This is a genomic window from Xanthomonas sp. LMG 12461, from assembly GCF_009192935.1.
GTDB classification, from domain to species: Bacteria; Pseudomonadota; Gammaproteobacteria; order Xanthomonadales; family Xanthomonadaceae; genus Xanthomonas_A; species Xanthomonas_A sontii.
In genome coordinates this window covers 31,767-47,084 of sequence record NZ_NQYT01000033.1, presented here as the reverse complement: position 1 = coordinate 47,084, position 15,318 = coordinate 31,767, and the positions used below count along the sequence as shown (strand labels likewise).

Here is a 15,318-nt window from a genome sequence, read left to right as displayed (position 1 = left end):
CATGGCCCTGCATCCGCGCCGCGCGCAGAAGAACCCGCACGCCGAGGCCGAGCAGTTCCGGCGCCGTGCCGCGCTGGGCTTCCTGTGCGTGCTGCTGGCGCTGCTGGGCCTGGGCGCCTGGTACTTCAAGCTGCAGGTGCTGGACCACGACATCTACGCCACCCGCTCGGACGCCAACCGCATCAAGCCACGGCCGGTGGTGCCCGGACGCGGCATGATCTACGACCGCAACGGCCGCCTGCTGGCCGAGAACGTGCCCGCGTTCCGGCTCGACGTGACCCCGGACAAGGTCGCCGACATGGACGCGCTGCTGGCCGAGCTGGGCAAGGTCATCGCGCTGTCGCCGGAAGACATCGAGCGTTTCCAGGCCGCGCGCAAGGCCAGCCGCAGCTTTCGTCCGATCACCCTGAAGCTGCGTGTCAGCGAAGAGGAGCGGGCGCGCTTCGCGGTGGACCGCTGGCGCTTCCCGGGCGTGGAGCTGGAACCCTACCTGACCCGGCACTACCCCTACGGCGACCTGTTCGCGCACATCATCGGCTACGTCGGCCGCATCGACGAGAAGGACCTGGAGACGCTGGGCGAGGGCAACGCGGCGCTGACCCACATCGGCAAGTCCGGGCTGGAGCGCTATTACGAGGAGCAACTGCGCGGCAAGGTCGGCTACGAGCAGGTCGAGACCAACGTGCAGGGCCGCGCGATCCGCACCGTCGGCCGGGTGCCGGCGCAGTCCGGCGCCGACCTGCGCCTGTCCATCGACGCCGACCTGCAGCGCGCCATGGTCGCCGCGTTCGGCGACTACCAGGGCTCGGCCATCGCCATCGATCCGCGCACCGGCGAGATCCTGGCGATGGTCAGCCTGCCGTCCTACGACCCCAACCTGTTCGTCAACGGCATTTCCCACGCCGATTTCCAGGCGCTCAACAGCGACCCGTCGCGGCCGCAGTTCAACCGCCTGGTGCTGGGTGGCGTGGCGCCCGGCTCCACCATCAAGCCGTTCATGGGCCTGGCCGGCCTGGACAGCGGCACCCGCCGCCCGGAGGACAAGATCCTCTCCACCGGCATGTTCTACCTGCCCGGGGTCAGCCGCGGCTGGGGCGACTCGCACCGCGGCGGCCACGGCTGGACCGACCTGCGCAAGTCGATCGCGCAGTCGGTGAACACCTACTATTACAAGCTGGCCATCGACATGGGCATCACCAAGGTCGACCAGTACATGACCCGCTACGGCTTCGGCGTGCCCACCGGCATCGACCTGGTCGGCGAGACCGGCGGCATCGTGCCCTCGCCGGCGTACAAGGCCAAGAGCCGCAAGGAAGCCTGGTACCCCGGCGACACGGTCAACATCGCCATCGGCCAGGGCGACTGGAAGGTGACCCCGCTGCAACTGGTGCGCGGCGTCGCCGGCCTCGCCGACGGGCAACTGCGCACGCCGCACCTGGTGATGGCCACGCGCCAGGCCTTCGATCAGCCCTGGGCGCCGGTGCAGCCGGGCCCGAGCAAGCCGATCAGCGACAATCCCAGCAACCTGCAGGCGGTGCGCGAAGGCATGATGGACACCATGCGCCCGGGCGGCAGCGGCTATGCCATCACCGTCGGCGCGCCCTACCAGATGGCCGGCAAGACCGGCACCGCGCAGGTGGTCAGCCGCAAGGGACTGGCGGCGGTCGATCCGCGCAGCCTGCCGATGCACCTGCGCCACCGTTCGCTGTTCGAGGGCTTCGCGCCGGCGGAGCGGCCGACCATCGCCCTGGCGATCGCGGTGGAAGGCGGCGGCTACGGCGCCAGCACCGCTGCACCGATCGCGCGCAAGATCTTCGATGCCTGGCTGCTCGGCCGGCTGCCGCCCGGCGTGGAGCCGCTGGACAGCCTGCGCGGCGCCACCGCCTTCGGCAGCCACCTGTACTACGCCGAGGATCCCGGCTCGCGCGCCGCCGCCGATGCGGTCGCCCTGGCCGCCGGCGAACGCCCGGTGCTGATCGGCCAGGCCGAGGTGGATGCGGCGGTGGTACCGCTGCAGTCCGCAGCGCCGGCGATCCCCGACGAGATTCCGGACGAGCGATGAAGGATTTCCTGCGCTGGCTGGTCGAGATCGGCGGCCGCTTCACCCGTACCCTGGACTGGCCGCTGTGCCTGGCGCTGGGCGCGCTGATGGCGATGGGGCTGGCGGTGCTCAAGAGCGCCGGTGGCATGCACCTGGTGATGGCGCAGGGCGCGCGGTTCGCCATCGGTGCGGCGGCGATGTGGAGCCTGTCGCGGGTGTCGGCGCTGCGCCTGCGCGCCTGGACCCCGCTGATCTACGCGCTGTCGATGCTGCCGCTGCTGGCGGTGTTCGTGCTGGGCACCGGCAAGTACGGGCGGCAGTGGCTGGACCTGAAGGTGTTCTACCTGCAGCCGGCCGAGCTGTTGAAGATCAGCATGCCGATGATGGTGGCCTGGTACCTGCACCGCATGCCGCTGCCGCCGCGCATTCCGACCGTGCTGGTCAGCGCGGTCATCATCGGCATTCCCACCGCCTTGATCATGCTGCAGCCGGACTTCGGAACCGGCGTGCTGATCGCCGCCAGCGGCGGCTTCGTGCTGCTGCTGGCCGGCCTGCCGTGGTGGTGGGTGGGCATCGCCGTCGGCGGCGTCGCCGCGGCCGCGCCGGTGGCCTGGCTCTGGCTGCTGCGGCCCTACCAGAAGGACCGCATCATGATGTTCCTCAACCCGGAGAACGACGCGCTCGGCGCCGGCTGGAACATCATCCAGTCCAAGATCGCGATCGGTTCCGGCGGCCTGCACGGCAAGGGCTGGGGCATGGGCTCGCAGTCGCACCTGAACTTCATTCCCGAGCAGACCACCGACTTCGCGTTCTCCGTGCTCAGCGAGGAGTTCGGCTGGATCGGCGTGGCCACGGTGATGACCCTGTACCTGATCGTGATCGGGCGCTGCCTGTGGATCGCCTCGCAGGCGCGCGACACCTTCTCGCGGCTGCTGGCCGGCGCCACCGGCCTGGCGTTCTTCGTCTACGTGCTGGTCAACGGCGGCATGATCTCCGGGCTGCTGCCGGTGGTCGGCGTGCCGATGCCGCTGATGAGCTACGGCGGCACCTCGGCGGTGTCGCTGCTGGCCGGGCTGGGCCTGGTGATGGCGGTGAAGGCGCACCGTCCGGTGCACGGCTACTGAACCAGCGCACGGCGTTCCAGGCGCGCTGGCTTAACCGCAACCTTGCAGGCAGGTGACGGCATTATTGCGGCGCATGTCGTGCATCCGCACAATGCGCGTCGATGCCACGTGACGCGCGCCGCTCCCCCCGGCCCACAGGTGTGCAGGAACTTCCGGGTAGGCAGGTGCGACCCCGCGCATCCATCCCAGCCCACATCGCCGAGGCATCCTCCGCAGCGCATCCGCCGATCCGGGCTCCGGCCCAGCCGTCTGCGTCGTCCGCCGCTGCCTCGTCGTTCCCGTGGTTGTCCAGAGGCTCGGCGTTGGCCGGGATGGATGCGTGTCGATGAAATTCCTGCGCGTGTTGCTGTTGACGAGCGTGGTGCTGGGCCTGAGCGGCTATGCACTGCTGCGCTATTACTTTCCGCCGGGGGCGCTGCACGCCCGTGGCTACGGGCGCACGACCCTGGTGCATCCGCAGGGGGCGCCGCAGGGCCTGGTGATCCTGCTGGCCAGCGGCAGCCCGGCGCAGCGGCAGGACGCCGCGCGGCGCATCGCCGCCAGCGGCGCGCTGGTCGCGGTGGTCGACGGCCAGCGCTATCTGAAGCACTTGCGCCGTGGCGGCCACGGCTGCGACAAGGCCTGGCACGACGCCGAACGGCTGAGCCGGCGGCTGCAGCGGCAGTTGCACGGCGACAGCTACTACCTGCCGGTGCTGGCCGGCACCGGCACCGCCGCGACCCTGGCCGCGCGCATCGTCGGCGCGGCGCCCTCCGCGACCCTGGGAGGCGCGATCGGCGTGGCGCCGGCACCCACCGAGGTCTGTGCCGGCACCGCCGCCGCGACCGCTGCGCAGGGCTTTGTCGACACCGTGGCCGCGCCGGCCGATGGCGGCGTGGATGCCGCGCTGGCCGCGCGGGTCGCCGCGCATCTGCATGCGCGCGGCCGTGGCGGCGCGCTGGACGATCTGCCGCTGACCGAGCTGCCCTCGGCGACCCCGGGCGCACCGCTGGCCATCGTGCTGTCCGGCGACGGCGGCTGGCGCGACATCGACAAGGGCATGGCCGAAGCGCTGCAGCGCCGCGGCATCGCCGTGGTCGGCTGGGACAGTCTGCGCTACTTCTGGCGGGCCAAGCCGCCGGCGCGGGCCAGCGCCGACCTGAGCCGGGTCATCGCCTACTACCAGCAGCGCTGGCGTCCGCAGAAGATCCTGCTGGTCGGCTATTCCTTCGGCGCCACCACCCTGCCGTTCATGGTCAACCGGCTGCCGCCGGCGCAGCGCGAGCAGGTCGGCCTGGTCGCGTTGCTGGGCCTGGAACACAAGGCCGATTTCCAGATCCGCGTGCGCGGCTGGCTCAACCTCGGCGACGACGACGACGCACTGCCGGTGCAGCCGGAACTGGCGCGCATTCCCGCGGCGCAGTTGCTGTGCGTGTACGGCGACAAGGAAAAAGATACGCTCTGCCCGCAATTGCGCGCGCGCGGAGCGGAGGTGGTGGTGTTGCACGGTGGTCACCATTTCGATCAACACCCGGCCGGGCTGGCGACGATCGTCGACGACCGCTGGCAGCAATTGTCCGCCGACGTGCGCCTGCCGGTCGCCGAGCTGCCGGAGCCGCGTCCTGCGGCCGCCGCGGCGTCGCCCGCCGCCACGCTGCCGCCGTCGCACGCCGCGCTCCGGCAATGAGCAAGCCTGTGCGCGTCGCGCTGGTGTCCGGCGGCGTCCTCGCCGCCGCTGCGTTCGTCAGCGCTGCCGCGACCGGCGATTCCCGCCACGTGGTCGAACCGCACTTGCCGCCGGTGTGTATGGCGCTGGACGCCACCCTGCAGGCGCAGCAGCGCCGCTTCACCGACGCGCAGGAGCGCAGCGCGCCGGACACTGCGCGCATCCAGGCCGCGCTCGACCGCTGCGCCGCCGGCGCGCACGGCGCGGTGCTGCTGCGCGCCGGCAGCGGCAACGCCTTCCTCAGCGGACCGTTGACGATACGCAGCGACACCACGCTGGCGATCGACAGCGGCGTGACCCTGTTCGCCTCGCGTCGGCCCGCCGACTACCAGGTGCCCGGCCGCAACGCCTGCGGCCAGGCCGCGGCCCGCAGCGGCGGCTGCCGCGCGCTGATCGCCCTGCAGGGGCGCAGCCTGGGGGTGATGGGCGTGCGCGACGGCGCCGGCCACCAGGGCACTATCGACGGCCGCGGCGACCTGCCGATGCTCGGCGGCAGCGACAGCTGGTGGCAGTTCGCGCGCAGCGCCAAGGCCGCCGGCCAGACCCAGAACGCGCCCGACCTGATCCGCGCGCAGGACGTCGCCGATCTGCAGCTCTACCACGTCAACCTGGTCAATGCGCCGTACTTCCACGTCTTCGTGCACAGCGGCGACGGCGTCACCGTGTGGGGTGTGCGGGTCAGGGCGCCGGCCAACAGCCCCAACACCGACGGCCTGGATCTGGACAGCGTGCGCAATGCGACGCTGGCCGACAACGACGTGATGGCCGGCGACGACGGCATCGCGATCAAGACCAGCGCGGCGCGCTCGGCCGACATCACCGTGCGCGACTCGCGCTTCTACGGCACCCACGGCATCTCCATCGGCAGCGAGGTGATGTACGGCGTCGGCAACGTGCTGGTGGACGGCAATCGCCTGGTCGGCCACGACGCCGACGGCATCGTCGCCACCGACAACAACGGCCTGCGCATCAAGACCGGCCTGGCCAAGGGCGGACCGGTGCGCGACGTGCTCTACCGCAACACCTGCCTGTTCGATGTGGCCAAGCCCCTGGTGATCACACCGCAGTACGGCCACGACCACGGCGGCAGCCGCAGCGGCAGCGTGCCGACCTTCGCCGGGATCGTGGTCGACGGACTGCGCGCGCAGGACACGCCCGCCGGCAAGGGCAGTACGGTGCAGGGCTACAGCGCCGCGACACCGCTCGAGCTGGTGCTGGCGCACGTGGCCGCCGATGTCGCCACGCTGCATGCCAGCAATGCGCGCATCGGCGTGGACCAATCCGACCTGCGCTTGAGCGAGGACAGCAGCGCGGCCTCGACCTATGCGACCACGCTCGCCGGGTCGATTCCAGCCTGCAGCAGCGCGCCGGTGTTCCCGGCCCTGTAGCCCGCGCGCGCAACGCCGGCAGCCACCCGGCGCGCGCCCGCGTGGCGCGAGCGGTCGGTGCCCGCGTCTTGCGGCTTTGATGGCGTGCGCCGCCACGCACTGCAATCGTCCGCACGTGATGCCATCGCCCTGTCACACCGCAGCGTTCCGCCGCCTAGCTGCGGACATCGCGCGCGTTCTTTTGCGCGTGATGCGGCAGCGCGCTTGATCCGGATCAATGCCCGCGCGTCGGCCGGCGCGCACAGTGCACGCGTCCTCCAAGCGAGCCGCGATCATGGCGTTCACTGTTGCAGTCCTGAGGGAAGAACAGGCCGAGGAGCGCCGCGTGGCGATGGTGCCCGCGGTGCTGCCGAAGCTGGCCAAGTTGGGCGCGCAGTTGCGCCTGCAGGCTGGTGCCGGCAGCGGTTCGCGACTGCCGGATGCGGCCTATGCCGGCGCCACCGTGCTCGACGATGCGCAAGAGGTGGTGGCCGGTGCGGACCTGCTGCTGGCCGTGCAGGCGCCATCGCTGCGCACGGTGGCGGCGCTGCGCCCGGGCAGCATGCTGATCGCGATGCTGTACCCGGCCAAGCTGCCGGGCCTGCTGGAGCTGCTGTGCGAACGCCGCATCACCGCCTTCGCGATGGAGACGGTGCCGCGCATCAGCCGCGCGCAGGCGCTGGACGTGCTGTCCAGTCAGGCCGCACTGGCCGGCTACTACGCGCCGCTGCTCGGCGCCGTGCATCTGCCGCGCATCCTGCCGATGATGACCACCGCGGTCGGTTCGCTGCGTGCCGCGCGCGTGCTGGTGATGGGCCTGGGCGTGGCCGGCCTGCAGGCGCTGGCCACCGCGCACCGGCTAGGCGCGATCACCGAAGGCTACGACGTGCGTCCGGAAACCCGCGAGCAGGCGCAGTCGGTCGGCGCGCGCTTCGTCGACACCGGCATCGACGCACGCGGCGAGGGCGGCTATGCGCGCGAACTCAGCGCCGAGGAGCGGGCCAAGGCCGCGGCGGTGCTGACCCAGCACATCCAGCAGGCCGATCTGATCATCACCACCGCCAACGTGCCCGGGCGCACCGCGCCGATCCTGATCGACCGCGAGCAGATCGCCGGCATGAAGCCCGGCGCGGTGATCGTGGATCTCGCCGCCGACAGCGGCGGCAACTGCGAAGGCTGCGTGCCGGGGCAGACCGTGGAGGTCGGACCGGTCACCCTCGTCGCCCCGCGCAACGTGCCTTCGGCGTTGGCCCAGCACGCCAGCGAGCTGTACGCCAAGAACCTGCTGGGGCTGCTCGACCTGCTGGTGCGCGACGGCGCACTGGCGCCGGACTTCGACGATGCGGTGGTCGCCGGCACCGCGCTCACCCATGACGGCCGCCTCTGCCACCCACCGGTGCCGGCCGCCGCGCCCGTTCCCACCAAGGAGTCCTGAGTCATGTCCCTCGATCTGTCGATGAGCTGGCTGATCGCGTTGTACGTGTTCATGCTGGCCGCGTTCACCGGCTACGAAGTGATCGGCAAGGTGCCGTCGATCCTGCACACGCCGCTGATGTCCGGGTCCAACTTCGTCCACGGCATCGTCGTGGTCGGCGCGATGCACGCGCTGTTCAATGCCGACACCGTCGCCGGCCAGGCGATCGGTTTCGTCGGCGTGCTGCTGGGCGCCGGCAATGCCGCCGGCGGCTACGTGGTCACCGACCGCATGCTGGCGATGTTCAAGCCCAGCGCCGCGCCGGCCGCGAAGGAGTAGCGCCATGCTCTCGCTACTGGTGGAATTGAGCGGGTTCGCCGCCGCGTTGCTGTTCATCCTCGGCCTCAAGCGCATGTCCTCGCCGGTGACCGCGCTGCGCGGCATCGTCCTGGCCGGGATCGGCATGCTGGTGGCGGTGGCCGCCGCCTTCGGCTATCTCGCCGACCTGCAGCCCGCGGCGCGTCCGCACGCGCTGACCAACCTGGCCCTGGCGCTGCTGGCGTTGCTGCTGGGCGGTGCCTGGGCCTGGCGCAGCGGCCGCCGTGTCGCGGTGACCGCGATGCCGCAGATGGTGGCGCTTTACAACGGCATGGGCGGCGGCGCCGCCGCGGCGGTGGCCGCGGTCGCGCTGACCGCGCGGCAGCCGCAGCAGGGCGGCCTGCATCTGGCGGTGACCGTGCTCGGTGCGCTGATCGGCGCGATCTCGCTGTCCGGCTCGGTGATCGCCTGGGCCAAGCTCGATGGCCGCATCGACACCGCGTGGCGGTTCAAGGGCCAGAGCGCGTTCAATGCTGCGGTGTTCCTGGCCGCGCTGGTGCTCGGCACGCTGGTGGTCACCGGCACGGGCGGCGCCTGGGCGGCGCCAGCGTTCTTCATTGCCGCGCTGGGCTTCGGCGTGCTGATGACGCTGCCGATCGGCGGCGCCGACATGCCGGTGGTGATCTCGCTGTACAACGCCTTCACCGGCCTGGCGGTGGGCCTGGAAGGCTTCGCCCTGCAGAACCCGGCGCTGATGATCGCCGGCATGGTGGTCGGCTCGGCTGGCACCCTGCTGACCGTGCTGATGGCCAAGGCCATGAACCGCTCGCTGGGCAACGTGTTGTTCAGCAATTTCGGCGACGGCGCCGCGGTCGCGCAGGGCGACGTGCAGGGCCGCATGACCGCGGTCGAGCCGGGCGATGCGGCGACGTCGATGCGCTACGCCTCCAGCGTGATCATCGTGCCCGGTTACGGCCTGGCCGTGGCGCAGGCGCAAGGGCGGCTGTACGAGCTGGTGAAGCTGCTGCAGGCCGCCGGCGTCGACGTGAAGTTCGCCATCCATCCGGTCGCCGGGCGCATGCCCGGGCACATGAACGTGCTGCTGGCCGAAGCTGGGGTGCCCTACGACCTGATCTACGACATGGAGGACATCAACGACAGCTTCGCCAGCACCGACGTGGCGCTGGTGATCGGCGCCAACGACGTGGTCAACCCGGCGGCGCGCACCGACAAGGCGTCGCCGATCTACGGCATGCCGATCCTCAACGCCGACCAGGCGCATCAGGTCTACGTGATCAAGCGCGGCCAGGGCAAGGGCTACGCCGGCGTGGAGAACCTGCTGTTCTACGGCGACAACTGCGACATGGTCTACGGCGACGCCGCCGCGGTGCTCAACCGCATGGTGCAGGCGGTGAAGGAACTGGCCGCCTGACCCAACCGCTTCCCGCGCCGGCGCGAGGCGTCCGGCGCTTTCCGACCTTCCACGAGGACACCACCATGACCTATGCCACCCGCAATCCCTATACCGGCGAATTGCTCGCCAGCTTCCCCGAGGCCACCGATGCGCAGGTGCTGGCCGCGATCGATGCCGCCGACGCCGCGTTCCAGCAATGGAAGCAGGCCCCGTTCGCCGAACGCGCCAGGGTGATGCATGCCGCGGCGCGGCTGCTGCGCGCCAACACCCGCGAGTACGCATGCCTGCTGACGCTGGAGATGGGCAAGCTGATCGGCGAGGCCGAAGCCGAGGTGCGGCTGTCGGCCGACATCTTCGAGTACTACGCGGTCAACGCCGAGCGCTTGCTGGCGCCGGAGCATCTGCCGGTGGCCGATCCGGCCGAGGGCAGGGCGATGGTGGTGCACGAGCCGCTGGGCGTGCTGCTGGCGATCGAGCCGTGGAATTTCCCGTACTACCAGATCGCGCGGATCATCGCCCCGCAACTGTCGGCCGGCAACACCGTGCTGCTCAAGCACGCCTCCAACGTGCCGCAGTGCGCGGCCAAGTTCGAAGCGCTGATGGCCGAAGCCGGGTTGCCGGCCGGGGCCTTCGCCAATCTCTACGCCACCCGCGGCCAGGTGGAAACCATCCTCAACGATCCGCGCGTGCACGGCGTGGCGCTCACCGGGTCGGAAGGCGCCGGCGCCATCGTCGCGGCCCAGGCGGCCAAGGCACTGAAGAAGTCGACCATGGAACTGGGCGGTGCCGACGCCTTCGTGGTGCTGGACGATGCGCCGCTGGAGAAGACGGTGAAGTGGGCGGTGTTCGGCCGCCACTGGAACGGCGGGCAGGTCTGCGTGTCGTCCAAGCGCATGATCGTGGTGCAGGAGGTGTACGAGGAATTCCTGCAGCGCTACCGCGCCGGCGTGGCGGCGCTGCGGGCCGGCGATCCGATGGATCCGGCGACCACCCTGGCGCCGCTGTCTTCGCAAGGCGCCGCCGACGACCTGAAGCGGCAGATCGCCGAGGCGGTCAGGCACGGCGCCACCGCGACCGAGGTCGGGCCGCCGGTGCCGGTGCATGGCGCGTTCGTGCAGCCGACCTTCCTCACCGACGTCGCCCCGGACAACCCGGCCTACCACCAGGAATTCTTCGGCCCGGTGTCGATGCTGTTCCGCGCCCGGGACGAGGACGACGCGGTACGCATCGCCAACGATTCGCCGTTCGGCCTGGGCGGCTCGGTGTTCACCGGCGACGATGCGCGCGGCGTGGCGGTGGCCAGGCGCATCTCCACCGGCATGGTGTTCGTCAACCACCCGACCATGGTCAAGGCCGACCTGCCGTTCGGCGGCGTGCGTCGTTCCGGCTACGGGCGCGAACTGATCGGGCTGGGCATCAAGGAATTCGTCAATCACAAGCTGATCGACGTGGTCGACATCGACGCGCCGTTCTGAGTGGGCGCCATGCGTCAGGCCAGGCCGCCGGGGGCAACCCCGGCGGCTTTTTTGTGCCGTCGCCACGCCCGGGTCGGGGCGCGTGCCCGGTGCATGCCGGCAGGTCATGCTGCGGGCGCACTTGACCTGGGGCAAAGTTCTTTTGTTTCATGGCGTTATTGGTAGAAATTCATCTTGAATCTGTTAGTCTGCCGGCATGATCCGACGCTCGCTGATTTGCCTGCTCACGCTTGGCCTGGTCGCATGCGCGACCCAGCCCAAGGCGCCTCCGTCGCCGCCGCAGGCCAGCGCGCCGCCGCCTGCGCCGCGTCCGGCGCCGCCGGCCGAGGCCGCGCCGGAAGTGGTGCAGGCGCCACCGGTGGACCTGACCCCGGTCCCGTTCGAGGTCGCCCGCGCCAACTTCGTCCGCGACACCGCGGCCAGGTACGGCATGGATCCGGCGCAGATCGAGGCGACCCTGGCGCAGGCCCAGTTCAAGGATGCGATCGTCGCGGCGATGTCGCGCCCGGCCGAGCGGGTCAAGCCGTGGAGCGAGTACCGGCCGATGTTCATCAGCCAGGCGCGCATCGATGGCGGCCGCGCGTTCCTGGCCACGCATCGCGACGAACTGCAGCGGGTGCAGGCGCGCACCGGCGTGCCGGCCGAGGTCATCGTCGCGATCATCGGCGTGGAAACCAGCTACGGCAAGAACGCCGGCTCCTACCGCGTGCTGGATGCGCTGTACACGCTGGCGTTCCGCTATCCGCGCAGCGGCGATCCGGCCAAGCTCGAGCGCGAGGTGCGCCGCGAACTGTTCTTCCGCGATGAGCTCGGCCAACTGTTCGCGCTGGCCCGCGAGGAGAACCTGGACATCACCGGCCTGATCGGCAGCTACGCCGGCGCGATGGGCCTGGGCCAGTTCATGCCGTCCAGCTACCGGCAGTTCGCGGTCGATGGCGACGGCGACGGCAAGCGCAATCTGTTCACCGACTACGACGACGCGTTCTCGTCCATCGCCAACTACTTCGTGAAGAAGGGCGGCTGGGTGCGCGACGGCGTGGTCGCGGTGCCGGCGACGCTGCGCCCGGGCGCCGAGGAATTCAATCCGACCGACTGGACGCCGACCTACACCCTGGCCGACCTGGCCGCGCGCGGCTACACGCCGACCGCGCCGGTGCCGGCAGCCGCTGGCGGCGCCACGCCGATCACGCTCGACGGCAGCGCCGGCAAGCAGTACTGGCTCGGCTTCCAGAACTACTACGCGATCACCCGCTACAACAATTCCAAGATGTACGCGATGGCCGTCTACCAACTGTCCCAGGCCATCGCCGGCAAGGAGTTACCCCCGGCATGAACCCGAACGCGCTGCTCCGGATCGCTCCCGTCGTCGCTGTGCTGGCGCTGGCCGCCTGCAGCAGCGCCCCGAAGAAGACCGCCGGCGGCGCCGGGCCCGGCATCCGGGTCGAGGGCAAGGGGCCGGCGCACGTCGCCACCGGTTGTCCGTCGACCTCGCCCTACGCGCCGGCCAAGGAAGATCCGTCCAAGCGCGGCAACTACACCGCCGGCGGCCTGTATGCGCCCGGCGTGCGCGACAGCACCCCGGACTACGTGCCCAACGTCGCCTGCATTCCCGAGCCGCTGGTCACCGACGAGCCGCGCTCGGCGATCGGCAACCGCTCCCCGTACATGGTGTTGGGCCGCGAGTACGTGGTCATCGACGATCCGCACAGCTACGTCGAGCGCGGCACCGCCTCGTACTACGGCAGCAAGTTTCATGGCCGGCTGACCTCCAACCGCGAGGTCTACGACATGTACGCGTTCACCGCCGCGCACAAGACCCTGCCGCTGCCCAGCTTCGCCCTGGTCACCAACCTGGACAACGGCGAGTCGGTGGTGGTGCGGATCAACGACCGCGGCCCGTTCCACGACGATCGGCTGATCGACCTGAGCTACGCGGCGGCGGTCAAGCTCGGCATCACCGGCAAGGGCACCGGCCGCGTGGAAGTGCGCGGCCTGACCCCGGCCGACAACGGCGACCTGCTGGCACGGCGCACTCCCGGCCGGCGCCCGGCGACGCTGCTGGCCAGCGCGTCCACCGCCACCGCCACACGCGATCCCGCGGCGGTGCGGCGCGCGGCGGACATGGACAAGCTGGTCAAGACCCTGCCGGCGACGTCGGCCGACTCGGCCGGCGGCCGCGTGGCCGCCGCCGCGACCACGCCGGCGCGTGCCGTGCCGGTGGCTGCCGTGGTCGCGCCTACCGCCGCCGCGGCGACCGCCACGGCCGCGGCGCTGCCGGAAGGCGAGCGTTGGCGCTATCGCGTGCAGGACGCGCCGGGCCGGGTCGGCGATGCCGATCGTTTCGACGCCTGGATGAAGTCGCGCGGCGTGCGCGTGGCCACCGGCAAGCCGGCCACGCCCGCGCCCAGCGTGGCCGCGGCGAGCACCCCGGTGCGCGGATCCCGCGGCACCGCGACGACCAGGCCCGTTGCCGCGGCGACCGCCGTCGTGGCCGCCCCGACCGTCGCAGTGGCGACGCCGGCAGCGCCTCCCGCACCGGTCGCCAGCGCCGCCGCGCCGCGCGAGGACGACAGCGCGCGCGGGCCGCTCGGCATCCTGCTGCAGGTGGCCAGCTTCGCCAGCCGCGAGAACGCCAACCGCGCGCTGTCGCAGTTGGCCTCGGCCGGCATCGTCGGCGCCAGCATCAGCGACATCGTCTCCGGTGGCCGCACCCTGTGGCGGCTGCGGGTGGCGGCCGAGGACCATGGGCGCGCCGCGGAACTGGCCACGCGCATCGCCGGTCTCGGTTTCGGCCGGCCGCAGATCGTCAAGGATTGAGGCGGCGTGCCCGCCACGGCGGGCGTTCGGTGCGCCGATGGCTTAACGCCGGTTCGCGCGCGTGCCAGCGCCGCGCCTGCCCGGGCGCCGGCTCGGCCTACAATGTCGCGTTTTCCATCGGCCTTCGGGCCCGCCAGGAGTCGTTTTAGATGAAATTCCGCTTCGCCGTCGCTGCCGTGGCCACGTTCGCCGTCGGCCTGGTTTCCGCGCAGACGCCCGGTCCGGTTCCCGCGCCGCCGGCCGCCGCTGCCGCCGCTCCGGCCACCGTGGCGATCCCGCCCGCGCCCAAGCCGGCCGTCTCCAAGTCCTGGGTGCTGATGGATTACGCCACCGGCCAGGTGCTGGCCGGCGAGAACGAGCACGAACGCGTGGCCCCGGCCAGCATCACTAAGGTGATGACCTCGTACGTGATCGCGGCCGAACTGAAGCTGGGCAAGATCACCCGCGACGACCAGGTCATGCTCAGCGAGCGCGCCTGGCGCGAGGGCGGCGCCGGCACCGACGGCAGCTACAGCGGCTTCCCGGTCAACAAGACCGCGCGCCTGGAAGACATGGAAAAGGGCATGGCGATCCAGTCCGGCAACGACGCGGCGATCGCGCTGGCCGAACACACCGCCGGCAGCGAGGAAGCCTTCGCGTCGCTGATGAACGAGTATGCGAAGAAGATCGGCATGACCGGCTCGCACTTCGTCAACGCCCACGGCCTGTCGGCCGAAGGCCACTACACCACCGCCTACGACCTGGCGCTGCTGGGCCGGGCGATGGTGCGCGACTATCCGGAAACCTACGCGTACAACAAGATCAAGGAATTCCGCGTCGGCGACATCACCCAGCCCAACCGCAACCTGCTGCTGTGGCGCGACCCGAGCGTGGACGGCATCAAGACCGGCCACACCTCCGAAGCCGGCTACTGCCTGCTCAGCTCGGCCAAGCGCGGCGACCAGCGCCTGATCGCGGTGGTGATGGGCGACAGTTCCGAGAAGCAGCGCGCCGAGGACAGCCTGGCACTGCTGAACTGGGGCTTCCGCTTCTTCGAGACCCACAGCCTGTACGAGCCGGGCAAGCAGGTCGCGCAGCAGCGCGTGTGGAAGGGCACCGAGAAGCAGGTGCTGCTGGGCGTGGCGCAGCCGCTGCTGGTCAGCGTGCCGCGCGGCCGCTACAACGAACTGAAGCCGGCGATCGAAGTGCCCAAGACCCTGGAGGCCCCGATCAAGCAGGGCCAGCAGATCGGCACGGTCAAGGTGAGCCTGGACGGCAAGGTGGTGGCGCAGGCCCCGCTGGTGGCGCTGAAGGCGGTCGACGAGGCCGGCTTCTTCAAGCGCCTGTGGGACAGCTTCTGGATGTGGTGGGAATCGGAGTAAGTTCCTCGCGAAAAAGCCGGCTGATGCCGGCTTTTTTGTGATTGGAGCCGTGGCAGGGATGTGTGCTGCCGTTCCTCGTTTTGCGTGGGAGCGGCTTCGGCCGCGACGTCTTACCGGTGTGCGTGCAGTGGGCCGGGTGTTGCAGGAGGCGCACGATGCGCGTCTGCATGGACCTGCGATCATGAGCGACCTCAATGCCGGTTGGCGGAGCAGCGCAGCTGGCATACGAACCTGCCGGAGCAGTGCTGCGCAACGCGAGTGGTCTGTAGCGTATTCGGATCG

Annotated in this window: 11 protein-coding genes; all 11 read left to right on the top strand. The window is 70.8% G+C overall.

Annotated elements, in window-relative coordinates; translation table 11 throughout:
* Position 1: 1 nt before the first annotated feature.
* Entirely contained in the window at positions 2-2,062 is a 2,061-nt protein-coding gene (gene mrdA, locus CEK68_RS09115) for a penicillin-binding protein 2 (RefSeq protein ID WP_017911559.1), read from the top strand.
* Entirely contained in the window at positions 2,059-3,165 is a 1,107-nt protein-coding gene (gene rodA / locus CEK68_RS09110; RefSeq protein WP_017911558.1) for a rod shape-determining protein RodA, read from the top strand. The genes mrdA and rodA overlap by 4 nt, the downstream gene beginning before the upstream one ends.
* A gap of 325 nt (positions 3,166-3,490) precedes the next feature.
* On the top strand, positions 3,491-4,831 hold the full coding sequence (locus CEK68_RS09105) for an AcvB/VirJ family lysyl-phosphatidylglycerol hydrolase (RefSeq protein ID WP_152239195.1): 1,341 nt from the start codon (positions 3,491-3,493) through the stop codon (positions 4,829-4,831).
* Positions 4,828-6,258 (top strand): glycosyl hydrolase family 28 protein, encoded by a 1,431-nt coding sequence (locus CEK68_RS09100; protein WP_152239194.1) that lies wholly within the window; start codon positions 4,828-4,830, stop codon positions 6,256-6,258. The genes CEK68_RS09105 and CEK68_RS09100 overlap by 4 nt, the downstream gene beginning before the upstream one ends.
* 274 nt (positions 6,259-6,532) lie before the next feature.
* Complete coding sequence (locus CEK68_RS09095; protein ID WP_152239193.1) at positions 6,533-7,672, top strand: NAD(P) transhydrogenase subunit alpha; 1,140 nt, start codon at positions 6,533-6,535, stop codon at positions 7,670-7,672.
* Between the two features lie 3 nt (positions 7,673-7,675).
* The gene (locus tag CEK68_RS09090) at positions 7,676-7,990 is read left to right on the top strand and encodes an NAD(P) transhydrogenase subunit alpha (RefSeq protein ID WP_017909700.1); all 315 of its coding nucleotides are present in this window, start codon (positions 7,676-7,678) and stop codon (positions 7,988-7,990) included.
* A gap of 4 nt (positions 7,991-7,994) precedes the next feature.
* On the top strand, positions 7,995-9,401 hold the full coding sequence (locus tag CEK68_RS09085; RefSeq protein WP_152239192.1) for an NAD(P)(+) transhydrogenase (Re/Si-specific) subunit beta: 1,407 nt from the start codon (positions 7,995-7,997) through the stop codon (positions 9,399-9,401).
* A 65-nt stretch (positions 9,402-9,466) separates the two neighbouring features.
* Complete coding sequence (locus CEK68_RS09080) at positions 9,467-10,858, top strand: NAD-dependent succinate-semialdehyde dehydrogenase (RefSeq protein ID WP_152239191.1); 1,392 nt, start codon at positions 9,467-9,469, stop codon at positions 10,856-10,858.
* A gap of 196 nt (positions 10,859-11,054) precedes the next feature.
* The gene (mltB, locus tag CEK68_RS09075; RefSeq protein WP_017914484.1) at positions 11,055-12,191 is read left to right on the top strand and encodes a lytic murein transglycosylase B; all 1,137 of its coding nucleotides are present in this window, start codon (positions 11,055-11,057) and stop codon (positions 12,189-12,191) included.
* The gene (locus CEK68_RS09070; RefSeq protein ID WP_152239190.1) at positions 12,188-13,675 is read left to right on the top strand and encodes a septal ring lytic transglycosylase RlpA family protein; all 1,488 of its coding nucleotides are present in this window, start codon (positions 12,188-12,190) and stop codon (positions 13,673-13,675) included. Before mltB ends, CEK68_RS09070 begins: the two co-directional genes overlap by 4 nt.
* A 149-nt stretch (positions 13,676-13,824) precedes the next feature.
* Complete coding sequence (locus CEK68_RS09065) at positions 13,825-15,036, top strand: D-alanyl-D-alanine carboxypeptidase family protein (RefSeq protein ID WP_152239189.1); 1,212 nt, start codon at positions 13,825-13,827, stop codon at positions 15,034-15,036.
* Positions 15,037-15,318 lie beyond the last annotated feature (282 nt).